Source organism: Shewanella sp. MR-4 (assembly GCF_000014685.1).
In the GTDB taxonomy this organism is placed as follows: domain Bacteria; phylum Pseudomonadota; class Gammaproteobacteria; order Enterobacterales; family Shewanellaceae; genus Shewanella.
Window position 1 is genome coordinate 2799452 of the sequence record NC_008321.1, and the last position, 24670, is coordinate 2824121.

Annotated in this window: 16 protein-coding genes and 9 tRNA genes; 8 read left to right on the forward strand and 17 right to left on the reverse strand. The window is 48.5% G+C overall.

All coding sequences use genetic code 11. The features are described from left to right. Positions 1-70 precede the first annotated feature (70 nt). Complete coding sequence (locus SHEWMR4_RS12350; protein WP_041409078.1) at positions 71-2023, forward strand: hypothetical protein; 1953 nt, start codon at positions 71-73, stop codon at positions 2021-2023. Positions 2024-2159: 136 nt separating this feature from the next. Here the strand turns inward: SHEWMR4_RS12350 and htpX are convergent, their stop codons facing one another. After that, positions 2160-3023 carry a protease HtpX gene (gene htpX / locus SHEWMR4_RS12355; protein WP_011623112.1) on the reverse strand — a complete coding sequence of 288 codons (864 nt, stop codon included), beginning with the start codon at positions 3021-3023 and terminating at the stop codon, positions 2160-2162. Positions 3024-3310: 287 nt separating this feature from the next. Here htpX and pepE point away from each other — a divergent pair, with 287 nt between their 5' ends. From pepE to SHEWMR4_RS12370, 3 genes are all read left to right on the forward strand, one after another. Continuing rightward, positions 3311-4021, forward strand: a complete 711-nt coding sequence (gene pepE / locus SHEWMR4_RS12360; RefSeq protein WP_011623113.1) for a dipeptidase PepE — start codon at positions 3311-3313, stop codon at positions 4019-4021. A 408-nt stretch (positions 4022-4429) separates the two neighbouring features. Next, positions 4430-6013 (forward strand): glucan biosynthesis protein G, encoded by a 1584-nt coding sequence (locus SHEWMR4_RS12365; RefSeq protein WP_011623114.1) that lies wholly within the window; start codon positions 4430-4432, stop codon positions 6011-6013. 677 nt (positions 6014-6690) lie between these two features. Further along, positions 6691-7659: a DUF3187 family protein gene (locus tag SHEWMR4_RS12370; protein ID WP_011623116.1), complete on the forward strand. Its 969-nt coding sequence runs from the start codon at positions 6691-6693 to the stop codon at positions 7657-7659. A gap of 85 nt (positions 7660-7744) precedes the next feature. Here the strand turns inward: SHEWMR4_RS12370 and bioD are convergent, their stop codons facing one another. The 4 genes from bioD to bioB all read right to left on the reverse strand — a co-directional run bounded on the left by bioD (position 7745) and on the right by bioB (position 11954). Then, entirely contained in the window at positions 7745-8440 is a 696-nt protein-coding gene (gene bioD / locus SHEWMR4_RS12375) for a dethiobiotin synthase (RefSeq protein ID WP_011623117.1), read from the reverse strand. Positions 8441-8482: 42 nt separating this feature from the next. Beyond that, positions 8483-9310 carry a malonyl-ACP O-methyltransferase BioC gene (gene bioC / locus SHEWMR4_RS12380; RefSeq protein WP_011623118.1) on the reverse strand — a complete coding sequence of 276 codons (828 nt, stop codon included), beginning with the start codon at positions 9308-9310 and terminating at the stop codon, positions 8483-8485. Between the two features lie 154 nt (positions 9311-9464). Next, complete coding sequence (locus SHEWMR4_RS12385) at positions 9465-10685, reverse strand: aminotransferase class I/II-fold pyridoxal phosphate-dependent enzyme (RefSeq protein WP_011623119.1); 1221 nt, start codon at positions 10683-10685, stop codon at positions 9465-9467. 216 nt (positions 10686-10901) lie between these two features. Next, positions 10902-11954 carry a biotin synthase BioB gene (gene bioB / locus SHEWMR4_RS12390; protein WP_011623120.1) on the reverse strand — a complete coding sequence of 351 codons (1053 nt, stop codon included), beginning with the start codon at positions 11952-11954 and terminating at the stop codon, positions 10902-10904. A gap of 122 nt (positions 11955-12076) precedes the next feature. On the opposite strand from bioB, the gene bioA reads away from it, so the two are divergent. After that, positions 12077-13441 carry an adenosylmethionine--8-amino-7-oxononanoate transaminase gene (gene bioA / locus SHEWMR4_RS12395; protein WP_011623121.1) on the forward strand — a complete coding sequence of 455 codons (1365 nt, stop codon included), beginning with the start codon at positions 12077-12079 and terminating at the stop codon, positions 13439-13441. A gap of 18 nt (positions 13442-13459) precedes the next feature. Here the strand turns inward: bioA and SHEWMR4_RS12400 are convergent, their stop codons facing one another. Beyond that, a complete protein-coding gene (locus SHEWMR4_RS12400) occupies positions 13460-16900 on the reverse strand; it encodes a NahK/ErcS family hybrid sensor histidine kinase/response regulator (RefSeq protein ID WP_011623122.1) in 3441 nt (1146 codons plus the stop codon). Positions 16901-17075: 175 nt separating this feature from the next. On the opposite strand from SHEWMR4_RS12400, the gene acs reads away from it, so the two are divergent. From acs to SHEWMR4_RS12415, 3 genes are all read left to right on the forward strand, one after another. After that, positions 17076-19028: an acetate--CoA ligase gene (gene acs, locus SHEWMR4_RS12405; RefSeq protein WP_011623123.1), complete on the forward strand. Its 1953-nt coding sequence runs from the start codon at positions 17076-17078 to the stop codon at positions 19026-19028. A 226-nt stretch (positions 19029-19254) separates the two neighbouring features. Beyond that, positions 19255-21027 (forward strand): DEAD/DEAH box helicase, encoded by a 1773-nt coding sequence (locus tag SHEWMR4_RS12410; protein WP_011623124.1) that lies wholly within the window; start codon positions 19255-19257, stop codon positions 21025-21027. A 60-nt stretch (positions 21028-21087) separates the two neighbouring features. Further along, positions 21088-21348: a GrxA family glutaredoxin gene (locus SHEWMR4_RS12415; protein ID WP_011072684.1), complete on the forward strand. Its 261-nt coding sequence runs from the start codon at positions 21088-21090 to the stop codon at positions 21346-21348. A 59-nt stretch (positions 21349-21407) separates the two neighbouring features. Here SHEWMR4_RS12415 and SHEWMR4_RS12420 read toward each other — a convergent pair whose 3' ends face one another. The 11 genes from SHEWMR4_RS12420 to ybgF form a co-directional block, all read right to left on the reverse strand. After that, positions 21408-22571, reverse strand: a complete 1164-nt coding sequence (locus SHEWMR4_RS12420; RefSeq protein WP_011623125.1) for a DcaP family trimeric outer membrane transporter — start codon at positions 22569-22571, stop codon at positions 21408-21410. 172 nt (positions 22572-22743) lie between these two features. Then, positions 22744-22819: transfer RNA gene (locus tag SHEWMR4_RS12425), tRNA-Lys, on the reverse strand. Positions 22820-22854: 35 nt separating this feature from the next. Continuing rightward, positions 22855-22945 (reverse strand) — tRNA-Lys (locus SHEWMR4_RS12430). Between the two features lie 35 nt (positions 22946-22980). Continuing rightward, positions 22981-23056, reverse strand: a tRNA-Lys gene (locus SHEWMR4_RS12435). A 35-nt stretch (positions 23057-23091) separates the two neighbouring features. Further along, positions 23092-23167, reverse strand: a tRNA-Lys gene (locus SHEWMR4_RS12440). 36 nt (positions 23168-23203) lie between these two features. Beyond that, positions 23204-23294: transfer RNA gene (locus tag SHEWMR4_RS20950), tRNA-Lys, on the reverse strand. A 36-nt stretch (positions 23295-23330) separates the two neighbouring features. Continuing rightward, positions 23331-23406, reverse strand: a tRNA-Lys gene (locus SHEWMR4_RS12445). A 37-nt stretch (positions 23407-23443) separates the two neighbouring features. Further along, positions 23444-23519, reverse strand: a tRNA-Lys gene (locus SHEWMR4_RS12450). Between the two features lie 35 nt (positions 23520-23554). After that, positions 23555-23630, reverse strand: a tRNA-Lys gene (locus tag SHEWMR4_RS12455). Between the two features lie 54 nt (positions 23631-23684). Beyond that, positions 23685-23760 (reverse strand) — tRNA-Lys (locus tag SHEWMR4_RS12460). Positions 23761-23902: 142 nt separating this feature from the next. Beyond that, a complete protein-coding gene (ybgF, locus tag SHEWMR4_RS12465; RefSeq protein WP_011623126.1) occupies positions 23903-24655 on the reverse strand; it encodes a tol-pal system protein YbgF in 753 nt (250 codons plus the stop codon). Between the last annotated feature and the right edge of the window lie 15 nt (positions 24656-24670).

The following is a 24670-nucleotide window of genomic DNA, read 5'->3' on the forward strand; positions in this document are numbered from 1 at the left end:
AGCAATGACGGCCAACCAAGCCAGTCATACTACAAAAACAATAACATAGAGTTAATTGGAGTGAGTCATGATGGGAATATGGGTTCCAATACGTCGATTAAGTATTATCGCGGCGGCCGTCGCGCTCAGTGCCTGTGGCGGCGGTGGTGGAGATAATAATGATGGTGGTACAGTCACCCCTCCACCTACCACTAACGTGCCACGCTGCGCCACTGTCACTCCGCTAGTGACCACGGACTCAGGCGCCATCCGCTTTAAAACTGAGCCTCAATATGTGGCGGGACAATCCAGTGCCATTATTGCCAGCCTAGGGAATCGCGATTCACAGGCTCTCACCTTCCGCTGGCAACAGTTAGAAGGCCCCAGCATTGAACTCGTGAGTCAAAATAGCCCAGTATTAGCCTTCGATATCCCCGCAGCAGGCAGCTATCGTTTTAGCTTACATATCAGCGGCAGCAATATCGATGAAACGGCTGATATAGCGATCAATGCCGACAGCAGCGCGGGGGCAATGCTAAACATTCGTCAGGATCATCAAGCCGTTGAGGGTAACGATGTCAGCCTACGCATCGCTCAACAAGCCGGCCTTAGTGCATCTAGCATCAATTGGTGTATCGCCGAGGGCCCCAGTGTCAGTCTCGATATCAGCGATCCCTTTAGACCCCTATTTACTGCGGCCACTGTTGCTCAAGATACCTTAACTCGCCTTAGGGCATCGGCCACGATTAACGGTAATACCGTGACAGACGAAGCCTATGTGCTCACCACGGCTGCGCCCGCTATAGACCCCAAGAGCTACTTCGATACGCCAGTGGCACGCACCCACGCTTATCATCCCGCTTCTCCCTATGCCAGCGCCTTAACGAGCTGTGTGTACTCAAATCAGTTAAAAGAAGCCTGTACTATCAATCAATTGCCGCTTATCGGCCAAGTCTCAAATACGCTCGATGTCGACACTATTCTCGATCGCGTCTTAGTGTCCCACGATTGGATGGGAGACAATTTCGAAGCATTTTTACGTCAAATGGACCCGAGCAGCGATTTTGCCCGCCTACTACAATCGGTCACTGCCGTGGTGATAAGCTATGATGTGCGCCCCTCGTTTTATTGGGTGGTCACAGGGGCGATTTATCTTGACCCGAATGATTTGTGGCTCACGCCAACCCAGCGCGACACCATTAACGAAGCCCCAGATTATCGCAGCGACTTTGGCAGTGAGCTCAATTTCATCATGCCGTGGCGTTATGTTAAAAATAACCAATATGCTTCACAGGGATTCCCAATCACTACGCGCGCCACGCGCACGCTCAGTCAGATTAATCCCGATCTCGCCTCACTCTTGTACCATGAGCTCGCCCACGCCAATGACTTCTTCCCAAGAAGCATACACGCCACACTCACAGGCCCCAGATTGTTGGACGACTATAGCCGTAGAAATGCCAATAAGAGTTTGATATCCGATCAAGTGAGTCGCAGCTATCCCCTCACCAGCACAGAGATGACAGGTCTTGCGGCGGTGAGCTTCTTAGGCGCCAAAGCCACTGCAGCCCAAAAAGCCTATCAACCTTCGGATGTGAGTACGTTTTTCTCCGGTGATATCGCCAATGACTTTTACAACTATTCCAGTACCCGTGAAGATGCGGCGATGTTGTTCGAAGAAGCCATGATGAGTTATCGCTATCAAATCCAGCGCGATGTGGCCGTCACTAACCTGCCCGCCGTGATCACAGCAGATACTGTGATTGTTGACTGGGGACAAAGGGGCAGAGTTGGCGATGATAGCCTAGCGAACCGCGCTGCCTTGGTGATCGATGGCATGCTGCCAGAGCTTGATGGCATCAACCTGCTCACGAGCCTGCCCGAGCCAATAGCGATGACGCAAGGCCAAAGCTGGCGCCAAACCCTGGGGATTTCGCCCAATACCACAGTGAAAGAACTACAAGGGGTTGCGGCAAGTAGCGAAACGCTTATCGAGCCAGAGCTCCGTTTCAGTGGCGATCGTCACCGCCATCCACAGCAATAAAATGACGACTACCGTAATGTAGAGAGCTAGGCAAGCTGACATGCCAGATTTAAACATTTCAGCATGCCTTAGTTAGAGAGGTTGGATACAAAAAAGCCCATCGTTACGATGGGCTTTTTCAAAATTGTGGACTCGATTAACGGGTCTGTAAAGCGGCGATACGCTTCTCTAATGGCGGGTGGCTCATCATCAGCTCAGCCATTGAACGCTTGCCGTTAATACCGAAGGCTGACATTTGTGCTGGCATTGCCGAGCTTTCAGGGCCTTGGCGTAAACGCTCAAGCGCTGCAATCATCTTATGCTTACCCGCTAAACGTGCTGCACCTTCGTCAGCACGGTATTCACGGATACGTGAGAAGTAAGCCACGATAATCGAGGCCAAGATACCAAACAACATGTCGAGGACAAACACGACCGCCATATAAGCGAACATGCCTAAACCTTCACCTTCTTCATCGTTGCTCGATACGAAGTTATTGATAATGCCCGCAACAACACGCGCCGCAAAGATAACAAAGGTGTTCACTACGCCTTGAATTAAGGTCAGAGTCACCATATCGCCGTTGGCGACGTGGCTCACTTCGTGGGCGAGAACCCCTTCTACTTCGTCTTGGCTCATACCGTATAACAGACCGGTACTCACGGCGACTAATGAGTTGTCTTTGCTTGGGCCTGTGGCAAAGGCGTTCATTTCTGGTGACTGGTAAATCGCCACTTCTGGCATTTTAATTCCAGCTTGTTGCGCTTGACGGGCAACCGTTTCCAATAACCAACGCTCAGTGCTATCACGTGGCGTGGTGATCACTTCACAGCCCATGGTCTTTTTCGCCATCCATTTTGAAATGGCTAAGCTGATGAAGGCTCCGCCGAATCCAAAAATCGCAGCGAACACTAACAGTCCACCCATAGTAGACGTATTCACGCCCAGAATAGACATCACAATTGAGGCTACCAGCAACACGGCTAGGTTAGTCGCAATTAATAAAAAAATACGCTTCATTTCAGCTCCTTTACGGCAAACACATGCCATTTAACTTTGCTCAAAGACATAATATGTCCAATTAATCGAAATTCAAGGGGTAAAGCTAAGAGTTTTTCTACTCGCTAATTTTTCTCTCAATTTAGACATTGCCTTTCATGGCTCGTGAGTCTAGGGACAGTGTATTAATCTAAACTTAAATCTAGGCTCTGTCAGCGTTACAGCCAAATTCATGTGCGTTTATCTATGTTTATCGCGATTAAACTTTGTTAACATGCCAGCACATTCCGAGATTTCAGGATAAAAAAATGACAGTCAATGCCCTACTGCTTAGCAGTTCACGCGTCGGTGATACGCCTTACCTTTCCCATGCGATTCCCTTTATCAAACCGCTCACCACTAACGCCCAAAAATGGATTTTTATTCCCTATGCCGGTGTCAGCATGAGTTACGACACTTATTTAGCCTCAGTCGTAGCGGGATTAAGTGAACTTAGGCTCGATATCAGCGGCATTCACCAGCATCCCGATCCGCGCCAAGCGATTAAAGATGCCGATGGCATTTTGATCGGTGGTGGTAACACCTTTCATTTATTGCACGAGCTCTATAAGTATGATTTAGTGCATCTTATTCGTGAAGAAGTGATGAATGGCAAGCCTTATATTGGCTGGAGCGCAGGCTCTAACGTCTCGGGACTGAGCATTCGCACCACCAACGATATGCCGATTATCGAGCCACCTTCGTTTACCGCGCTAAATATTGTGCCGTTTCAGTTAAATCCACATTATTCAAACTACCGCGCACCGGGACATAACGGCGAAACCCGCGCCCAGCGCTTACTCGAATTCACTCGCGTCGATCCTATCACCCCAGTTGTGGGTATTGTCGAGGGCAGCGCACTCTGGCGTCAGGGTGAAACCTTATCCCTACTCGGTGACAATCCGGCCTATTTATTCTGTGGTGAGCAGCAAGAAATCCCCATCCCTGTGGGCAGCGATTTATCCCATTTACTGAAATAAGATCTATTCGGCGGCATTGCCTCGTCTAATCTGCTACTATCGGCCACCGAGTGTGAGTTTGTCATCAGACTTGCTGGCCGATAAAATGCCGCAAAATGTCATATAAAAGAGGCCACTATACCTCGTGCGGTCAAACCGGATAGCAGTAATATCCCAAGTTAACACTCAAGCTACCTGATGTTTTAACCGATAAGGTCAGCACTTATCCTGCGGGAGAAAAGACTTGCACCACTTAAGTAACTGCTCTAATTTCGTTGTCGAACACTTTGATTAACAAGATTAAATTTTCATCCACCCCTAAACACTTCCCGAACTAATGCATTCTAAGTGATTTATAAATCGGGAGTTTTGGGCACGTTACGGGTGCCAATCTTGCACCTTAGCCCATTGAAGTGAGGAGTACCTATTTTGCGACTGCATTCAACAATCAATCATTTAGCCCCTATCACACAGCGAAAAACGAGCCAACCTAAGTTTTTTCTCGGTTCTCTACTCGCTTGTATGATGGGCATCAGCAGCTTAGTGCCCGCCTATGGCGCCGACTCAACTCAAGAGAAAAAAGCCAAGGCCTTCTCCCATGACACTGTTATTGAACTGGCCCAGCAACTGGCACAAAAACCGTTTAAAGAAGCCCGAAAAGCCCCTAAGGAACTCATTGATCTTGATTACGCGACCTATGGCAAAATCAATTATCAAGAAAATGCCGCGATTTGGGGCGGCACTCCCACTAAGTTTTCGGTACAACTCTTTGCCCCCGGTTTTTTATACAAAAACCTCGTGGATATCGATGTGGTTGAAAACAGCCAAGCCTTGCCCATCGAGCTAACAGAGTCCTCCTTTAGTGTCCCAAATGGCGCCATTGAAAAATTACTCACTCAGGTTGGCCAATATGCGGGCGTACGCCTGCACTACCCTATCAATGACGATGAGGTGAAAGACGAGTTCATCATGTTCCAAGGCGCGAGCTATTTTAGAGCGCTGTCTAAAGGACAAATTTATGGCTTATCTAACCGTGGACTGGCTATCGATGTGGCCCAGCCCAAAGGTGAAGAATACCCATTATTCAAGCGTTTTTGGGTAGAGCGCCCCTCTAAGTATCAAACCGCCATTGTGGTGCATGCGCTGTTAGACAGCCAGAGCGTCACTGGTGCCTACCGCTTCGGTATTTACCCTGGCGCACCAACGCGAGTCGAAGTGGATGTCACGCTATTCCCACGCAAAGACATCGCCCATGTGGGCCTCGCACCACTGACCTCGATGTTCCTCTATGGCGGGTTGGATACTTCAGATAAGCCAGACTATCGTCCTGCGGTACATAACTCCGAAGGATTACAAATCGATCGCGGAAATGGCGAACGCTTATGGCGCCCACTTAATAACCCAAATAAATTGCAGATCAGCGCCTTTGGCGACGAGGACATCAAAGGTTTTGGCTTGATCCAACGTCATCGTAACTTCGATTACTATGAAGATCTGAGCGCAAACTATCAGCAACGTCCTTCTGCTTGGATTGAACCGCTAAACGATTGGGGTAAAGGCCAGTTAGTGCTACTGGAAATCCCATCGAGCGCCGAAACCAACGACAACATAGTCACCTACTGGGAGCCTCAGGGCGGCTTAAAGCAAGGTGAACCCTATCGTTACTCCTATCGCATCACAGCGTCTAACGATAGCCCCAGTGCGAATACTAAGGCGCGAGTGGTTCGCAGCTCCAAGGGACAAAAGCAAGCCAAAGGCAAAGAACTGCTGATCGATTACAGCAATATTAAACCGCAAGATATTGAAAAAATTACCATTGATGCCAGTATCAGCAAAGGCAAAATTCTGTCTTCTCGCATAGTGGCTCATCCGGATATCAATGGTGCTCGCGTTTTCGTGACTTTCGAGCCTGAAAGTACCAATGTGGCAGAGCTCAGAATTCAACTGCGTAAAGATGAAAAGCCACTCGCTGCCACTTGGCTGTACCGCTGGAACAGTGATGATTGGCCCTAGGCCACTAAGTTAACACTCGATTTGAGCTTTGCTTAACACCATAAAAAACGCCGGAAGTCCGGCGTTTTTTTATGGGTAAAATCGATATTGCTATACTCAGCTTAATAACCTTATAGTTAAGTGGTTTAATATTTACGATGGTTTATTACAGTAGGTTGTGGAATAAATAGGATTATTTTTATCTAACAAAAATAGGGATTTTCAGTTCCAATTTTTGAATCCTATTTAGCGACTCACAAGATTTACTCCCCTATCCAATGACGTTATATTAGCGCCTCAAAATAACTGAATATTCGCACAACACGTTTTTATAAGATATCTATCTATTGCGCTCACCATATTCAGTATTAGTGATATTTCGCATTATGAATATGTCAGAGATGAAATGAAGTTACCCACATTAACTGCTGCGCATTTGCGTAAGCCTGCGACGATATTGTTAATTATAAGTGTTTTACTCGCCCTGTATTCACTGCCCATGCTTGGGCGTATTATTTGGCTTGCGCTCGTATTACTTTGCTACACACTGCTTTAAATGAAATTAAAATGTTAATTTCACCCAAAGAGTTTACATTTTGATTTCTGTTGCGAGCACATCCTCTTTGCTCGCAAAGTTCATTTTCATCAACCATCGAACCTACTCTATTCCTTGAATAATGTGGGGGGATATTTAAGCTATGCCGTTTTTAAACTTTAAACCTACTCTAGTGCTACCTTTGTTGCTTGCACCGAATGCCTTTGCCGCCACTGTCGATTTTAGTGATTACGGACCATTACGGACCTATGCTCAATCACCAACCCAAGCAGGCAGTTTAACCCCGATGCTGCGTTCAGGCTTTTCCTTGCCCGAAGGACAAAAAGAGTTGCATCTCTCGGCCAGTGCGGCCAGTGTTTGGGCGGAAACCGACGACTATTTTGCCGACTACTACCATAACACGCTCGAAGGTGGACTCACCTGGCAAATGACAGACAAATGGTTGCTAGATACGAGTTACCACTGGCGTTTTAGCGGAGATAATCACTTAGACTCAGTGACTATGTGGTTCCATGATGCATTTGGGTTTAGTCAAAATGGTCGTGAAGATGCAGGTAAACACCAGAATCAGATTTTCTCAAAGGACGGAATAAATCAGCGTAATATTTCGGGAGAAACCCTGAATAATGCAATTACCCTTTATCTCGGTTATCAATTGTTTGAGAACCAATATCACGGCTTATCTTTAGGGGGCAGCCTATATTATAACTATGTCGACGCTGGCCCCTTCGAAAATGAAACCTTTGAACAAGCCTTGCAGCTCAATTACAGCTTTCGTTATGAAAAACATCATTTTCATTCTACCGCTGCCGTGAGTTTTAGGCAGGGTAATGAGGTTCTTTCGGGGATCCGCTACGACAATCATGCTTATTCCGTCAATTTCGGTTATGAATATATCACTGGGCGCCATGGTTGGTTAATTGAACTGCATCATTACCAAGGCTTACTCGAAACCGAAAATGATTTTTCTAAAGCTTCTAACGAAATATTACTCGGCTATCGTTATTACTTAGATAGTAGTGCAATAGAGTTCTCCATTGTTGAAAACTATTTCAATATGGATAACAGCACCGATATCGCCTTTAATATTGGCTATCGCGTTAAGTTTTAGTCACACTAAATTAAATTTGTACTAACAAAAACAGAGGCGATATAGCCTCTGTTTTTGTATCTCATGTGCCTTTCATTGGATGACACTATTTCATCAATAAGGGCTGAATATCAATAAAGTTGGCGGCATGCTCCGCATCCGCTTGTGTTAGATGAGGAATACAGCCAAGAAATGGCGCCGTCATCATCTCTTTGAGCGACACTAAGTTTTCATCGAACACACTCATATTGGGATCGACACAATTTGCCACCCAACCCGCTACGGTTAAGCCATCGGCCATTATCGCCTCTTGGGTTAATAAGGCATGATTTAGGCAGCCAAGTTTCATCCCCACAACCAAGATCACCGGCAAATTAAGCTGCTGCACTAATTCCGATAAATAACGTCCGTCCCCTAAGGGTAAACGCCAGCCGCCCGCACCTTCTATCAAGCAAAAATCAGCCCGCTCAAAGGCTTGTCTGTCTAGTTTTGCCAAAATCGCCTCTGGCGATATGTTAATCCCCAGCTGTTTTGCGGCAATATGCGGTGCGATGGCAGGCTCAAAACTCACTGGGTTGACCTGCTCATAACTAAGTTTTAAAGATGAGGCCGACATCAGTTTCAACGCATCACTGTTACGTAAACCCTGCTCTGTGGTTTCACAACCCGATGCCACAGGTTTTACTCCAAGACTTAAATGCATAGCGCCTGTGCGAGCAGCCTCACGATTGAAAGCGGTCAAGAGTGCGGTCAACACTAAGGTTTTTCCGCTGTCGGTATCTGTTCCTGTTACAAAAAACATGCGTTTTCCTTATTAATCTGTCGCCAAACCCTTGCTAAAGGTTTATACCGAGCCGCCTTGGCGACGCACACGAAATTGAGCTATCTGATAGGTTAAAGGCAAGCCTTGTGTTTCACGAAACTGCTCAGCACGTTGCTGTAAAGCCTGCCAATCGCGGCGGCCACGCAATTTGCCTAAATGGGCTTCGGGATCTGAAGAAGCTATGGTCTGTACTGAGGATTGCACCGATGCGCCCACGCCCTTAATAGAATAGAGCAAGGTTTTAAGATCTTGAAAATAGACGGTCATTGGCACAAGTTGAACATCAAACAGTTGCCAATCAGAGGTATCAAAGGCAGCCTTTAAGCTTTCAAGGGATAAAAAACCGTTCACCCTCAAACCAAGATGGGATAACTGCGCCAAGCTGCCGTCGGCCACGATACTCAGATGCGCTTCTCCACCAGATTTTAAGACTCTAGCCATTTCACTGGTCGCAGCCGAAAAATCCTGGCACCACTGCAGAGCTAAATTGGAGTAAATACTATCGATACTCCCATCGGCAAAGGGGAGTTGCTCGGCATTACCGCACACACATTGGTAGCTAGGGAAAGTCGCTTTAAGTTGTTGCAGCATCCCTAGAGCGATATCGAGGGCATAAACCCTCATCTCCTCGCCCTTTGCTCGGTTGGCGAAATCGGTCCCCGGCCCCGCGCCAATATCGAGAATTGCGCCCTTGGCAGCAAATCCCTGCAACAAACTCGCGCCGCTTAAACGCTGTAAACAGTTATGCTCTTGATAGTGCTTGGCAGCAGCAGAAAACCGATCGGCAATATGCTCGACCTGACTGGCAGATTGATGGGAATTAACACTCACGCCAAGCGGCATAGACATCACAGATTATTCTCACTTTAACATCAAACTTTTACTTATAAGCTTTTACGTTCAAGCTCTTACTTTCAGACTTTTATCTTCAAGCTCTTATCTTCAAGCTCTCGAGCATTGAAGTGCCCTGCAATTCACCAGATATTCTGAATCAAACACTAGCTTACCGTTCAGGCCGCTCAGATACCCTCGGCAGTGCGCATTCCTTCAGCACAGTGGCAATCCCATTGACGCAGCGCCGTATTGCCGCCTCGCTATGGGCTGCGCTTAAGGTAATGCGTAATCTTGCCGAGCCAACGGGCACTGTGGGTGGACGAATGGCGCCGACCCAAATACCTAATGCCTTTAGCTTTTCCGCCACCAGCAAGGTTTGCGCCGCATCACCAATAATCAAAGGTTGAATCGCGGTGTCGCTACCTAGGAGTGGAATATCAGCATCTTGGCACAACTGCTTGAACAACAAGATATTGCTCTGCAATTTTTGCTTAAGCTCAGGATGGACCTCAGCGTATTCAACAGCGGCCAAGGCAAGGGCCGCATTGGCGGGCGACAAGGCGGTGGAATAGATATATTCCCGCGCATTGCTGACCAGAAATTCAATCAACTGCCGACTCCCGAGGATCGCCGCGCCCTGACAGCCTAACGCTTTACCAAAAGTCACTACCTGGATATCGATAAGGTTGGAAGCTGGAGTCGACTCAACTTGAGCACTCACAGCATCCACCACGCCAAAACCATGGGCATCATCGACAATCAACCAAGCATTGTTTGCTCGGCAAAGTGCGGATAACGCCGAAATCGGCGCGATATCGCCATCCATGCTGAACACACTCTCAGTGATCAAGGCTGACACTGCGTTCTTCGCTAATAGGCGCTCGGCACTTTCGGTGGCGTTATGCAAAAAACGCTTAAAATCCGCGCCGCTGTCGCGCAAGCCATCGATAATCGATGCATGGACCAGCTTATCCGCCAGCACCACATCCTGCTTATCGAACAAGGTTTTACACAAGGTGGTATTGGCGCTAAACCCTGAGCTAAAGAGTAGCGCCGCCTCAAATCCCGTCATCTGGCACAGCTTTGTTTCTAGCGCCAAATGCGCCTCGCTGTAGCCCGTCACCAGTGGTGATGCGCCGCTACCAACCCCATATTGCTTAGCGCCAAGGTGCAGCGCCTCGGCCAATTCGGGAGCACGGGATAGCCCTAAGTAATCATTACTGCTGAAGTTAAGATAGTGCCGATCCGCTAAGCCAAACTGAGGGCCATCCTCACTGAGTGCGGCCGCGCTCGACAGTGCCTGACGCTGCCTAAGTAAACCTTGCTCGGCTAACGCCTGCTGACGGGCGAGGATTTTTGAACCCAGTTTTGAGGTGAGTGGTGAACTCATTTTTTCTTACTCAACTTGTCTTGCTCAACTTTTCTTGCTCTGCATTTTACTTTGCTGGCTCACTCGGTGTCTTGACTCGTTTTCGCTCAGTATCAGACATAGAGACGGCTAAATTCTCGCTGAGTCTCGCCGCCCGCACTATCTTTGGAGCCTGCGCTTCGCCTTAACGAAGCACAAGTCCAAAGATGCGAGTTTTACTGAGGCGATAAGTCTTGGTTACAGCGCCGCCGCATCATAAAAAGGTGCCGAGGCTTTATCTTGGTGAGCCGCAGCTTTGGCTAAGACCGCCTGCTCATCATCGATAGTTGCAGCAGCACCCTGCTCAGGACGTAAGCCAAGACGGCGGAACAGGCCCATATCATCACTTTCTTCAGGGTTTGGCGTAGTCAGTAACTTACAGCCGTAGAAAATCGAGTTAGCGCCCGCAAAGAAACACATGGCCTGCAGTTCGTCAGTCATGTTTTCACGGCCCGCAGATAAACGCACACGGGACTTAGGCATTAAAATACGCGCCACGGCGATGGTACGGACAAACTCCAGCGGATCTAAATCATCGAGTTTTTCGAAGGGGGTGCCCGCCACTTTGACCAACATGTTAATGGGCACAGAATCGGGATGCTGAGGCAAATTCGCCAGTTGTTGCAATAAACCCGCTCTGTCTGTGGCCTTTTCGCCCATGCCAACAATACCGCCAGAGCAAACTTTCATGCCCGATGCACGCACGTGGCTTAAGGTATCTAAACGGTTTTGATAGGTACGGGTGGTGATCACATCGCCGTAATATTCAGGCGAGGTATCTAAATTGTGGTTGTAATAGTCAAGGCCCGCATCGGCCAGCTCATTGGCTTGCTCGGCACTAAGCATGCCTAAGGTCATGCAGGTTTCCATGCCGAGGGCTTTAACCTCTTGCACCATTTGCTTGAGGTATGGCATGTCTTTATCTTTCGGGTTACGCCAAGCGGCGCCCATACAGAAACGTGAAGCGCCCGCGGCTTTAGCACTGCGCGCTTCCGTCAATACGGTTTCCATCGCCAATAGGCGCTCTTTTTCAAGGCCAGTGTCGTAACGCGCACTCTGCGGACAATATTTACAATCCTCAGGACAAGCACCGGTTTTAATCGACAGTAATCGGCTGATCTGCACTTCGTTAGGATCGTACACTTCACGATGGATACTGTGTGCTTTAAATAATAAGTCATTCATCGGCAGCGCAAATAAGGCTTCGATTTCTTCCCGCTTCCAATCATGACGAACTTGCAACTGCGACATTGAACACCCTTTAATTTTTGTATTTTACCTTGGCTAGGATAACCTCAGCCCTTAAACTGTCAACGCCAACCAGTGATACAGGTTTACCACTGATTACTTTTCAATCAACACTGTGAGCTTTTATGCGCAATTTACTCGATTTGGATTTTGATTTTGATAGCGCCCATATTTGGCATCCTTATACTTCAATGACCCGCGCACTTCCTGTTTTTGGGGTACACAGTGCCCAAGGCTGCGAGCTGGAATTGGTCGATGGCCGTAAGCTTATCGATGGCACTAGCTCCTGGTGGGCCTGCGTGCATGGCTACGGACACCCGGCGATATTAACGGCGATGGAGCGGCAACTGCAGCAACTCAGCCATGTCATGTTTGGCGGCATTACCCATGAGCCCGCCATTACACTCTGCAAAAAACTGCTGGCGATGACCTGCGAGCCCCTCACTAAAGTCTTTCTGTGCGACTCAGGCTCGATTGCCGTTGAAGTTGCCATCAAAATGGCGCTGCAATATTGGCAGGGGCAAGATTTGCCTTTAGTGCAAAAGGCCCAAAAACAACGCATTCTCACGGTGAAGAAGGGATACCATGGCGATACCTTTGCCGCCATGAGTGTCTGCGATCCCGAAGGGGGTATGCATACCATGTTTGGCGAGGCTGTAACGAAACAGTGTTTTGTCGACGCGCCGCAAACGCCCTTCGGCGAGCCATTAAGCCAAGATGATTTAGCGCCAATGCAACGTATTTTACGCGAGCAACATCAAGAGATTGCCGCCGTGATTATCGAGCCGATTATGCAGGGTGCAGGGGGAATGCGATTCTACAGCAGCGACTATTTACGCGGCCTGCGTGCCCTGTGTGATGAATATAATGTGCTGCTTATCCTCGATGAAATCGCTACGGGTTTTGGCCGAACCGGTAAGTTATTTGCCTATGAACATGCCGATATCACGCCCGACATACTCTGCCTAGGCAAAGCGTTAACGGGGGGTTATATCAGCCTTGCCGCCACCTTGTGCACAGATAACGTCGCCCAAGGCATTAGCCAATCGCCCGCAGGCGTCTTTATGCACGGCCCAACATTTATGGGCAATCCCCTCGCCTGCGCTGCCGCCTGCGCAAGCTTAGATCTGATCAATCAACAGGAGTGGCCAGCGCAGGTTGCCGCCATCGAACAGCAAATGCAGCGCGAGCTTGCCGATGCCAATGATATTCCCAGCGTGAAAGAGGTGCGCGTGCTCGGCGCCGTCGGCGTGCTCGAAATGCACCAAGCGGTCAATACCGCGGCGCTGCAGCAGCAATTTGTCGACTTAGGCGTATGGGTTCGCCCCTTTGCCAACCTAATTTATATTATGCCGCCCTATGTGATAACCCCAGCGCAACTGACACAACTGACTCGGGCGATGAAGCAAGTGGCAGCGACGATTACGCCGCCACAGGCCGCTCAAACCGAGGCGCTTGCGAATGAAAGCATCACCATCAGCCATGGTTAAATGTATCAATGGCATTGATCACTGAGTCTTCTTTACTAGGCTTGAGATCAATGCCCGCAGTGCCGCGGGTTTAATCATCTTCGCCATATAGTGATAACCCCGGCGCTGCACATCTTCCACTATCTCTTTGCGGGTATTGGCCGTAATTAAAATCCCCGGTAAATCTTTGCCATAAAGCGCGCGGATCCCGTCCATCGCATCGACACCGTTTTGACCATCGTCCAAGTGGAAATCCGCTAAAACGATATCTGGCGCCACCCCTTTAAGACCTAATTTAATCCGCGCATCGGATAAGTCCTTGGCGCATATCACCTCGCACTGCCAGCGACTGAGTAGACTCTCAAGCCCCGCCAAAATCGCCTCTTCATTGTCGATACACAGCACTTTAATCCCAGACAAGGGTTGCAATAGGGACGGTAAAGCCTTCACAAGTGGCTGACGCACGGTTTCCCCCAAAGGTACGCTAATGGAAAACACTGAGCCGCGCCCCAGCTGCGAAGACACCTGAATACCGTGATTCAGCACCCGGCTGATCCGGTCGGCAATCGCCAGCCCTAAGCCGAGGCCGCTGACGCTCTTACTACGTGGATTATTTAAGCGTTTAAACTCTTTGAAAATTTCACGGGTTTCGTGCTCATCAATGCCGCAGCCCGTATCCAATACTTGGATCTCTAACTCACTGCCTCGATGACGACAGCCAAACAGAACCCGTCCACCTCGCGCATAACGGTAAGCATTGGTTAAGAAGTTTTGCAGCACGCGTCTGAGAAGCGAAGGATCGGAATTTACCGTCGCGCTACAGGGGATCATCTTAAAGCGAATTTGATTGTCCGCCGCCATCGCCTCAAATTCGACCGACAGGCCATTGAGCAGCTCGGATATGGCAAAATCACGGCGATTGACCTCTACCATGCCGGAATCGAGCTTAGAAATATCCAGCAAGTCAGTAAGTAGCTCGCCAGCGGTTTTGAGCGAGCTATTCACATGGGATAAGGTGGTGCGCGCCTCACGGTCCAGATTTGGATACTGGGACAAGGACGCGGTAAACAGTCTCGCCGCATTCAGGGGTTGCATTAAGTCGTGCCCTACCGCCGCTAAGAAGCGACTCTTAGAAGCGTTCGCCATTTCTTCCAGCGCCTTAGCCTCAAGCAACTCACTGTTTAACATGGCTAATTCATAGGTTCGCTCTTTGACTCGCGATTCGAGAGTTTCATTGGCTTCAAGCAAAGCCCGCTCCTGCTCACGGTATTGAGTAATATCGGTAAAAGTCATCACAAAGCCGCCATCGGGCATAGGATTGCCTTGAATTTTAATCACTTTGCCGTCTTTACGTTGCCGCTCTGAGGTGTGCGGCGTGCCATTGCGCATATGCTGCACGCGTTTTTCGACCTGCGACTCAATATCCCCCTCGCCGCAATATCCCCGCGCCGCGTTAAAGCGGATCACTTCACCGATGGGCATGCCTTGCTGTAAAAATCCCTCAGGATATTGATATAACTCGACATATTTGTAGTTCCATGCCACTAGGTTCAGATCGCTGTCGATAACGCTCATCCCTTCATAGGCATGCTCGATAGCTCCTCGCAGCATATCTTGGCTAAGCATAATTTTGGATGAGGCTTCATCCACTAGGCTAAAGACTTCGTCTAAGGCCAAGTCGCGCCCTTGTAACACCGAGTCCATTACCAAGGAGGCACTGGAGGCACCGAGTACCCCGGCGAGTAAACGTTCGGTGTGGGCGATAAGCTCAGGTGTCGCAGCCTTGTGCCAGCTGTCACTCTTGACCGCCTCGGTGGAGAATCGGCTAAAGCTTTCATAGGCGCGGGTTGGGCTAACAAAACGGCTGGCTAAGATCAGCAAATCCTGCTGAGAGATGGGACCATTTTTCTTATTAGCATTATTTTTAAGTTTACCCGGGCTGACAAAGGCACTGGCTTGAATACGCTCAGCAACCCCCGCCCTAAACCAAATCGAGCCTAAAATATAGCAGGCAATATTGGCAAACAAGGCTGTGAGGGCATCGCGCACATTGGGGGTAATGGCATCTAACAGATCGATATTACTCGACAATAAGGTCGCCACATTTTGGCCGTCATTCATGCCGCTTAGCATGATGTAAAACCACAGGCCAAAACCCACACTCAAGCCTAAAAACACCCCGGCGCGATTACCGTGCTTCCAATAGAGCCCGCCCACCAGCGCGGGAGCAAGCTGGGCAAACGCCCCGAAGGATAACATCCCAAGGTGCGATAGCGAGTCACTGTCGGCGAGCGCCAGATAACTGCCATAACCCAAACCAAGGATGATAACGATGGCAAGGCGGCGCGCATTTAATAGCATCTGCGAAAACTGGCTGAAATTTTTCTCACGGATATTGCCCGTGCGCAGCATCACTGGCACCAACCACTCGTTACTCACCATCACGCTTATCGTCACTACCGCCACAATCACCATGCCGGTTGCCGCAGATAAAGTGCCTAACAGCGCAATGACGGCAAGCAGTGGATGATCTAAGGCAAGCGGTAAATTGATCACATAAGTATCGGCGGCAACGCTATCACCGAGGATCACTTTACCCGCTAAAGCCAGTGGCCCAACGAATAAGCCAAATAAGGCCAAATACAGCGGAAATAACCAGCGCCCCTTGGACAACACCGACTCATCGGCACACTCCACCACCATCACGTGGAATTGCCGCGGCATACATAAAAACGCCGCCATGCCGACGAGTAGCTCAGGCATTAAGGCTTCGATTCGAGGATTAGGGTAATTAATTAATGCTTTTTCGCTCGCCTGCTGCCAGATATCACTAAAACCATCGAACACGCCAAAGCTAATCACAATCCCCACCAACAAAAACGCCGCCAGTTTGACTAACGATTCAAAGGCAATCGCCAGCATCATACCGGGGTTATGTTCGGTGGCATCGAGCTTACGCGTCCCAAATAGAATGGCAAAAATCGCCAGCAGCGCGGTGATAAGTAGCGGGATAGTAATGCCGTTTAAAGGATCGTCTGCGGGCTGAAACAAATTAAGGCTAAACACCATCGCCTTAAGCTGCAAGGCTATGTAGGGCATGATGCCAAATAGCGCGATGAGAGTAACAATAGCCGCCAAGGTTTGTGACTTACCGTAACGGGCGGCGATAAAGTCGGCAACCGAGGTAATATTTTGCGCCTTGGACACGAGCACCATCTTGCGCAACATGCCAAACCCTAAGGTGAAGATAAGGATCGGGCCGATAAAAATCGGGATGAAAGACCAAAAGTCCTTAGCCGACTGCCCGACCGTACCTAAAAAGCTCCAGGAAGAGCAATAAACCGCCAGACTTAAGCCATAAATGCCCACTTGCAGCTTCTTGGTCACGCCGCTAAACCAACGCTCCGCTCCCCAGGCTAAAAGGAATAAAAGTGAGACATAACAAATAGCAATAACGGCGACGACTAAGGTGAGATTCATATTTTTGCTCTTTTTTCCATTATTGTGCGATAAATAATGGCTGAAATCTAGCCAGTTTTTCTAATGCAACAGCCTAAATATAAAGGAGATTTTAAAACTAGACCAAGGTCTAATGGAGTTGCCTGCCCCTTGCATACCATACTCAGACTACGCAATTTTTAGAAAGGGAAGCCCTATGAGCTCGCAGTCTCTCTACAAAGTCTCCGGCAATATCGCTGCCAATGCACTTGTAAATAACGATCAATATAAAAAAATGTACCAAGAGTCGATTGTCAATCCAGAGGGTTTCTGGAGAGAGCACGGCAAACGTATCGATTGGATAAAGCCATACACTAAAATCAAAAAAACCTCTTTTGACGATCATAACTTATCGATTAACTGGTTCTATGACGGCACCCTAAACGCCTCGGCTAACTGCTTAGATCGCCATCTAGCAGAACACAGTGACCGCGTCGCCATCATCTGGGAAGGTGATAACGCCAGCGAACAACGTAAAATCACCTACGGTGAGCTACACACTCAAGTGTGTAAGTTTGCCAACGCCCTACGCAGCCAAGGCGTACGTCGTGGCGATATTGTGACCATTTATATGCCAATGGTACCAGAAGCGGCTGTGGCAATGCTGGCCTGTGCCCGCATTGGTGCCGTGCACTCAGTTGTCTTTGGTGGCTTCTCACCCGATTCTATCGCTTCACGGGTCATCGATGGTAAATCTAAGGTCGTGATCACCGCCGATGAAGGTATGCGTGGCGGCCGCGCTATTCCGCTCAAACGCAACATAGACGATGCGCTAAAACATCCCGATGTGACTAGCGTTGAGAAGGTAATCGTACTTAAACGTACTGGCGGCAAGGTTGATTGGATAGAAGGCCGCGATGTGTGGTGGCACTCTCTGGTTGAAACCGCATCCGAGCACTGCGCCGTTGAAGAAATGGGCGCCGAAGATCCGCTCTTCTTACTCTATACCTCAGGTTCAACTGGTAATCCCAAGGGCGTATTGCACACTACCGGCGGTTATATGGTGTATGCCTCGATGACCCACGAGTATGTGTTCGATTACAAACCCGGTGAGATTTACTGGTGTACCGCCGACGTGGGTTGGATCACTGGTCACTCCTACATGGTATATGGCCCGCTTGCCAACGGTGCGACCGTGCTCATCCACGAAGGTATCCCCAATCACCCAAGCCCTGCGCGTTTAGGCGAGATGATTGACCGCCATAAAGTCAATATTCTCTATACTGCACCAACGCTTATTCGTGCACTAATGGCCGAAGGTAAACAACATTTTGATAAGTACGATGGCAGCTCACTGCGCATCATGGGCTCGGTAGGCGAACCCATCAACCCAGAAGCTTGGCGCTGGTACCACGAGGTCATCGGTCATGAGCATTGCCCAATTGTCGATACTTGGTGGCAAACCGAAACTGGCGGTATTTTGATCACCCCACTGCCAGGCGCAACCGATACCAAACCCGGCTCGGCGACTCGCCCTTTCTTTGGAGTACAACCGGCGCTCGTAGACAACATGGGTAACATTTTAGAAGGCGCAACCGAAGGTAACCTAGTACTGCTCGACTCTTGGCCAGGCCAAATGCGTACCGTGTATGGCGATCATGAACGCTTCGTACTGACCTACTTCAAAACCTTCCGTGGCATGTACTTTACCGGTGACGGCGCACGACGCGATGAAGATGGTTACTACTGGATCACTGGCCGTGTGGACGATGTGATTAACGTCTCTGGTCACAGATTAGGTACCGCAGAGGTAGAAAGTGCACTGGTATCACATGAACTGGTCGCTGAGGCCGCAGTTGTGGGCTATCCCCATGATATCAAAGGCCAAGGTATTTATGCCTACGTGACGCTAACCCGCGGCACAGAAGAGAGTGAAGAACTTCGCCAAGAGCTGCGCCAATGGGTTCGTAAGGAAATTGGTGCCCTAGCCACACCGGATCTTATCCAGTGGGCAACGGGGTTACCTAAGACCCGTTCTGGCAAAATCATGCGCCGTTTCCTGCGTAAGATTGCCGCTAACGAAGTGACCAACTTAGGTGACGCATCAACACTGGCCGATCCAGCCGTGATTGAGACCTTGATTGAAACTCGCTTGAATCGTAACGAGTAATCGTTATCCAGCGCTTAATCGTGATTTATCACGGTTAAGCGCTGCTTTAGCTCCTGTACGTTTGAACCTGACTCCGTCGAGTACTGGTTCTTTTAAATGAAGCAAACCCTGTTGAGAAAGTGCCTGATTGCCCCTTTCTCTTAGTTGCCCCTCCAACCAAGGGGCATTTTTTTGGTTCTGTGTTAAGCTTGGCGCCAAACTCAGTCGACCAAGAATATCTAGCAGCGTGTCAGTTAATTCCAGCCCGAGCGTTACCCTCAGGGATTATCAGCAACAAGCCGTCGATGCCGCCATCGCGCATTTTAAAAAAAGCACCGATTCCGCCGTGTTAGTCCTGCCAACGGGTGCCGGAAAAAGTATCGTTATTGCCGAGCTGGCCCGCATCGCCAGAGGACGAGTGCTGGTTTTAACCCATGTGAAGGAACTGGTTGCCCAAAACGCGCAAAAGGTCGGATTACTGACGACTGAGGCCAGCATTTACTCCGCTGGGTTAAATCAAAAATCGACTGACGGCAAAACCGTCGTGGCCAGTATCCAATCCGCCGCGCGCGCCTTAACTCAATTCGATGAGCTCTTCTCGTTAGTGATTATCGATGAGTGCCACAGAGTCAGCCTCGAAAAAACCAGCCAATATCAGCAACTCTTAAGTCATTTACAAGAGCGTAACCCCAAGCTCAAATTATTAGGCCTGACGGCCACTCCCTATCGGCTCGGGACAGGTTGGATTTACAAACGCCACTACCACGGCAAAGTCGGCTCGCCTGAACTTGGGATCTTCGAGCAGTGTATTTTCGAGCTCCCCATCCGTCCGCTGATTAAACAAGGCTATTTAACCGCGCCCACTTTATTTGATGGTTTAAGCGCCCAATATGACTTCAGCCAAATCAAGCCCAATGACAATGGCGAATATCCCGAAACCCAAGTCAATGCGCTGCTGAATCACGCAGGGCGAGCAACAACGGCGATTGTGAAGCAACTGATTGAACTGAGTCACCATCGCCAAGGGATCATTATTTTTGCGGCAACAGTGCGCCATGCTGAGGAAATTGTCAGCCAGCTTAACAAGGAGCACGGCGAGCAAACGGCAATCGTCACGGCGCAAACGCCAGATAACGAACGTGATGAACTTATCGAGCGCTTTAAAGCGAGGGAGCTTAAGTTCCTTGTCAACGTGGCGGTATTGACCACCGGATTCGATGCGCCCCATGTCGATTTGATTGCGATTTTACGCCCCACCGCATCGGTGAGTTTGTTTCAGCAAATGATTGGCCGCGGTCTTAGGATCTGTGAAGGTAAAAAAGATTGTTTAGTGATTGATTACGCTGCCAATGGCTATGATTTGTATTTTCCTGAAGTCGGCCAAGCTAAGCCCAATAGCAAGTCGGTTCCGGTACAAGTGCACTGCCCTGTCTGCCAGTTTGCCAATATCTTTTGGGGATTAACCGACAATGATGGCGATATTATCGAACACTTTGGCCGTCGCTGTCAGGGCATAGTCGAGCATCATGGACAAAAGCAGCAATGTGACTTTCGATTTAGATCTAAATCCTGTCCAGATTGCGGACAAGAGAACGACATAGCCGCGCGTATTTGCCAGCATTGCCAGTCGACCTTAATCGACCCCGATAAACGCCTTAAGCAAGTATTGAATAAGCAACACCATCATCTGTTCCGCTGCCAGCATATGACGTTAATGGATGATGCTGGCGATCTTAAGGTGCAATATCTGGACATTGAAGGAAACGAGTTTAATCGACGCTTTAAACTGCAAACGCCCGCCCAATGGCGTGCCTTGTATGCGCTATTTATTTTCCCCCATAGTCGCACGCCGGGCCTAAAACCTAAGCAATACAAAAAAGTGTCTGAGCTGATTGCCGATAGCGCCGCTTTTCGGATGCCAGATCTGTTACTGCTGAAAAAGCATAAAAAAGGCTGGGATCTGCTCGAAAGCTATTTCGATTACCAAGGGCGCTATCAAACTGAAAATAAACACATCTGACATTATCAATTCGGTTAGCGCTATGGTATAAAACGCTTAAAGTAATCCTAAGGAGCTATTATGTACGTTGTTATTTTTGGCCGTCCTGGCTGTCCTTATTGCGTGCGAGCAGTACAACTGTCAGAGCAACTCGTTGAAAAACGTGATGACTTTAAATTTAGATACGTGGATATCCACGCCGAAGGGATTTCTAAAGCGGATCTAGAGAAGACTGTCGGCAAGCCAGTCGAAACTGTGCCACAGATCTTCGTTGATGAAAAACACGTAGGTGGTTGCACCGATTTCGAACAATATGTTCGCGATAACAATCTGTTAGGTTAATTCTAATACAAAATAAAAAGGAGACCTGAGATCTCCTTTTTATTTATCTAAATAAAACCTTAGAGCACATACTTCGCCGAGAAGATGATCCGGCTTAAATCACCATCATCACCATTCTCTTTACTATTCTGGGCGTACATATATTCCACCCCAAAGGTCAATGGTTTGCTAGGGGAATACAACAGGTTGATATAGCCAGAATAAGCATCCTTATTCACCCCTGTGCCCGTTAAGGCCACATCATTATCCGCTTGCATGCCAGAGAATGTCACACTGGTGCGCCACTGTTCGTTCCACCAATGACGGTAAGACACAAAGCCGCCGAAGGTACGAATGGATTCAATATCGCCGCTCGCATCTAACACGCCGGCATTAATATAGTTAAGCGCCATATAACGCCCTAAACCGTCACCATAGGTTGCGGTAAAGCGCAGATCATCTTTCCCAATGGGAATAATCCCCGCCACACTGGCGCCGTAGCCGAAGCTCGAACTGTCGATTTGAGTCGCACCGATTTTGGTCTCTAAATTGAGTTGCCGAGCAATACCTGCAAACGAGAATGAGGCGCCACCGTCCGTCTTGAGATTGTATCTCGCCACCACATCAGGCACGACACCATTACCACTGGTGATCCGTGCGCCACCTTGATTCGGTGTTACCGTTGTTTCAGGGTTTTCTATCGCAAATTGGAAATTACCATGGGTATAACGCAGTAACGATTGGCGCACAAAGGGCGTACCATCTGCAGCACCCACAAAGTCGAGGTTTTCAGGCAAGGCAGCAGGGTTTTGGAATGTGGTCCAGGTTTGACCTACGGTCCAATTATCATAGGACACATAGGCATGGCGGATACGTGGTGAATAGCTGTTAGACACCCGCTCATTACCATCTGTGTGGGTCATAAAATCCAGCTCAATAAAGCCCGATAAGCTATGGCCATCAAGATCCGTTGTCGCTTTGAAATTGAATCGCGTCTCACGGGCTTGGAAATCCACCACTTGGTTACCATTGCCTTCTTTACCGTAAATGGTACCCGGTACATAAAACTGACGGGATAAATCCCCCGAATCTGGTGCCCCATTGCCATAATCGCTGAACATTACGTCAGCCTTGATATAGCCACCAAATTCAACGTCAGTATTTTTTAAAGAAGCCGCATTGGCAGAGCCCATAAATGCCAATAAGGTTGCAGAGTAAAGCAAGCTAAGTTTTGCTTGTTTCATTTTATGTTTCCCCAGTTGTTATTATTTGTCCGCAGCCAATATGGACAATTTAACAAGCGAGCAACATTGGCAATAAGTCTATGAGACAAAAGTAGAAAATGCCGTGAAACAAAATAAGGAGCTTGAGTGATGTAAAGCGAACGAAATTTTTTACTGGGGGAGGTATAAAGAGTGGTGGGTCGTGAAGGATTCGAACCTTCGACCAATTGGTTAAAAGCCAACTGCTCTACCGACTGAGCTAACGACCCATCTAAGGACTCTGAATTTTACACTTTCAGAAAAGTGGTGGGTCGTGAAGGATTTAAACCATTCGACTGATTGGTTAAAAGCCAACTGCCCTAGCTTTATAAAATAAGCGACTGAGCTAACGACCCATCTAAGGACTCTGAGTTTTACACTTTCAGAAAAGTGGTGGGTCGTGAAGGATTCGAACCTTCGACCAATTGGTTAAAAGCCAACTGCTCTACCGACTGAGCTAACGACCCATCTAAGGACTCTGAGTTTTACACTTTCAGAAAAGTGGTGGGTCGTGAAGGATTCGAACCTTCGACCAATTGGTTAAAAGCCAACTGCTCTACCGACTGAGCTAACGACCCATATGGTTTGCACTGATTTATACACTTTCAGTAAAGTGGCGAATCGTGAAGGATTGAAACCATTCGACTGATTGGTTAAAAGCCAACTGCCCTAGCTTTATAAAATAAGCGACTGAGCTAACGACCCATCTATTGAACTCTGAATTTTACACTTCCAGAAAAGTGGTGGGTCGTGAAGGATTCGAACCTTCGACCAATTGGTTAAAAGCCAACTGCTCTACCGACTGAGCTAACGACCCATCTATTTTTGCACTGATTTATTCACTTTCAGTAAAGTGGTGGGTCGTGAAGGATTCGAACCTTCGACCAATTGGTTAAAAGCCAACTGCTCTACCGACTGAGCTAACGACCCAACTAAGGATTCTGAATTTTACACTCTCAGAAAAGTGGTGGGTCGTGAAGGATTCGAACCTTCGACCAATTGGTTAAAAGCCAACTGCTCTACCGACTGAGCTAACGACCCATCTTATTTACAACACTTCAAATACCGCTAACTTATTCTATTTACTAGAGTAAGTGGTGGGTCGTGAAGGATTCGAACCTTCGACCAATTGGTTAAAAGCCAACTGCTCTACCGACTGAGCTAACGACCCATTTACTGGTATTTTGCGCCTCGAACGACCTCGCCGTTCCGAGGGCGCCTATAATACCTTTTTCATTTTCCCATGCAAGCGTAAATTCCCAATTTTTTGTCGTTTGCATGAAAAACAGACTAAGAGTATGTTTTTTAGTTAATTATGCTTTAATTGCAGCCAATTGTTGTTGGGCAATGCGTGCTGCAGCGCTGTTGGCGTAGTCTTTTACCACTTGTTGGTAGTATTGAGTCGCACCGGCTTTATCACCTGTTTTCTCTGCGATCATGCCAAGCTTCACTAGACTATCACCACGTTTATTGGAATCACTAAAACGGGTCACGACGGTATTGAAAGCTTGTTTGGCTTCAGCAAATTCACTCTTATTAAACAGCAGCTGGCCTAACCAATAGTTGGCGTTGGCAGCATAGACGGAATCTGGATACTGTTTAATGAAGGCACGAAACGCTGGGATAGCATCGTCATACTTGCGCTCTTTCAGCACTAAGTTCACCGCACTTTCGTAGCTGGCCGTTTCACTTAAGCTACTGGCGGCGGCATTGGCACTTGCTGCGGCAGCCGCGGGCGTTGCTGGGGTAGAAGCAGCTGGCGCGGCAGCGGCTTTGGAGGATAAATTGGCAATTTCATCGTAAAGCTGACGCTGACGTTGTTGCATCTGCTCTATTTGATAATTCTGTTGTTCGGTCAAACCACGTAAGTCGAGAACTTCTTGCTGCAAAGTATCCAGACGGCGCTGCATATCAATTTCGCTTTGTTGTCTCGATTTTACAATGCGCTCTAAACGAGCAAGTCTGTCATCACCTGAACCACCAGCAATATCTTCAACAGGAGCAGGAGCTGCAACTGCAGCTCCTGCGCCGAAGAACATTGCCGTAATTAAGACGGCACGTTTCATCTCGTTACTCTCCGT

Bases quoted from the DNA above. Each gene is read 5' to 3' on its own strand.
- SHEWMR4_RS12350 (WP_041409078.1), top strand. From the start codon at position 71: ATGGGAATATGGGTTCCAATACGTCGATTAAGTATTATCGCGGCGGCC.
- htpX (WP_011623112.1), bottom strand. From the start codon at position 3,023: ATGAAGCGTATTTTTTTATTAATTGCGACTAACCTAGCCGTGTTGCTG.
- pepE (WP_011623113.1), top strand. From the start codon at position 3,311: ATGACAGTCAATGCCCTACTGCTTAGCAGTTCACGCGTCGGTGATACG.
- SHEWMR4_RS12370 (WP_011623116.1), top strand. From the start codon at position 6,691: ATGCCGTTTTTAAACTTTAAACCTACTCTAGTGCTACCTTTGTTGCTT.
- bioD (WP_011623117.1), bottom strand. From the start codon at position 8,440: ATGTTTTTTGTAACAGGAACAGATACCGACAGCGGAAAAACCTTAGTG.
- bioC (WP_011623118.1), bottom strand. From the start codon at position 9,310: ATGTCTATGCCGCTTGGCGTGAGTGTTAATTCCCATCAATCTGCCAGT.
- SHEWMR4_RS12385 (WP_011623119.1), bottom strand. From the start codon at position 10,685: ATGAGTTCACCACTCACCTCAAAACTGGGTTCAAAAATCCTCGCCCGT.
- bioB (WP_011623120.1), bottom strand. From the start codon at position 11,954: ATGTCGCAGTTGCAAGTTCGTCATGATTGGAAGCGGGAAGAAATCGAA.
- bioA (WP_011623121.1), top strand. From the start codon at position 12,077: ATGCGCAATTTACTCGATTTGGATTTTGATTTTGATAGCGCCCATATT.
- SHEWMR4_RS12400 (WP_011623122.1), bottom strand. From the start codon at position 16,900: ATGAATCTCACCTTAGTCGTCGCCGTTATTGCTATTTGTTATGTCTCA.
- acs (WP_011623123.1), top strand. From the start codon at position 17,076: ATGAGCTCGCAGTCTCTCTACAAAGTCTCCGGCAATATCGCTGCCAAT.
- SHEWMR4_RS12415 (WP_011072684.1), top strand. From the start codon at position 21,088: ATGTACGTTGTTATTTTTGGCCGTCCTGGCTGTCCTTATTGCGTGCGA.
- SHEWMR4_RS12420 (WP_011623125.1), bottom strand. From the start codon at position 22,571: ATGAAACAAGCAAAACTTAGCTTGCTTTACTCTGCAACCTTATTGGCA.
- ybgF (WP_011623126.1), bottom strand. From the start codon at position 24,655: ATGAAACGTGCCGTCTTAATTACGGCAATGTTCTTCGGCGCAGGAGCT.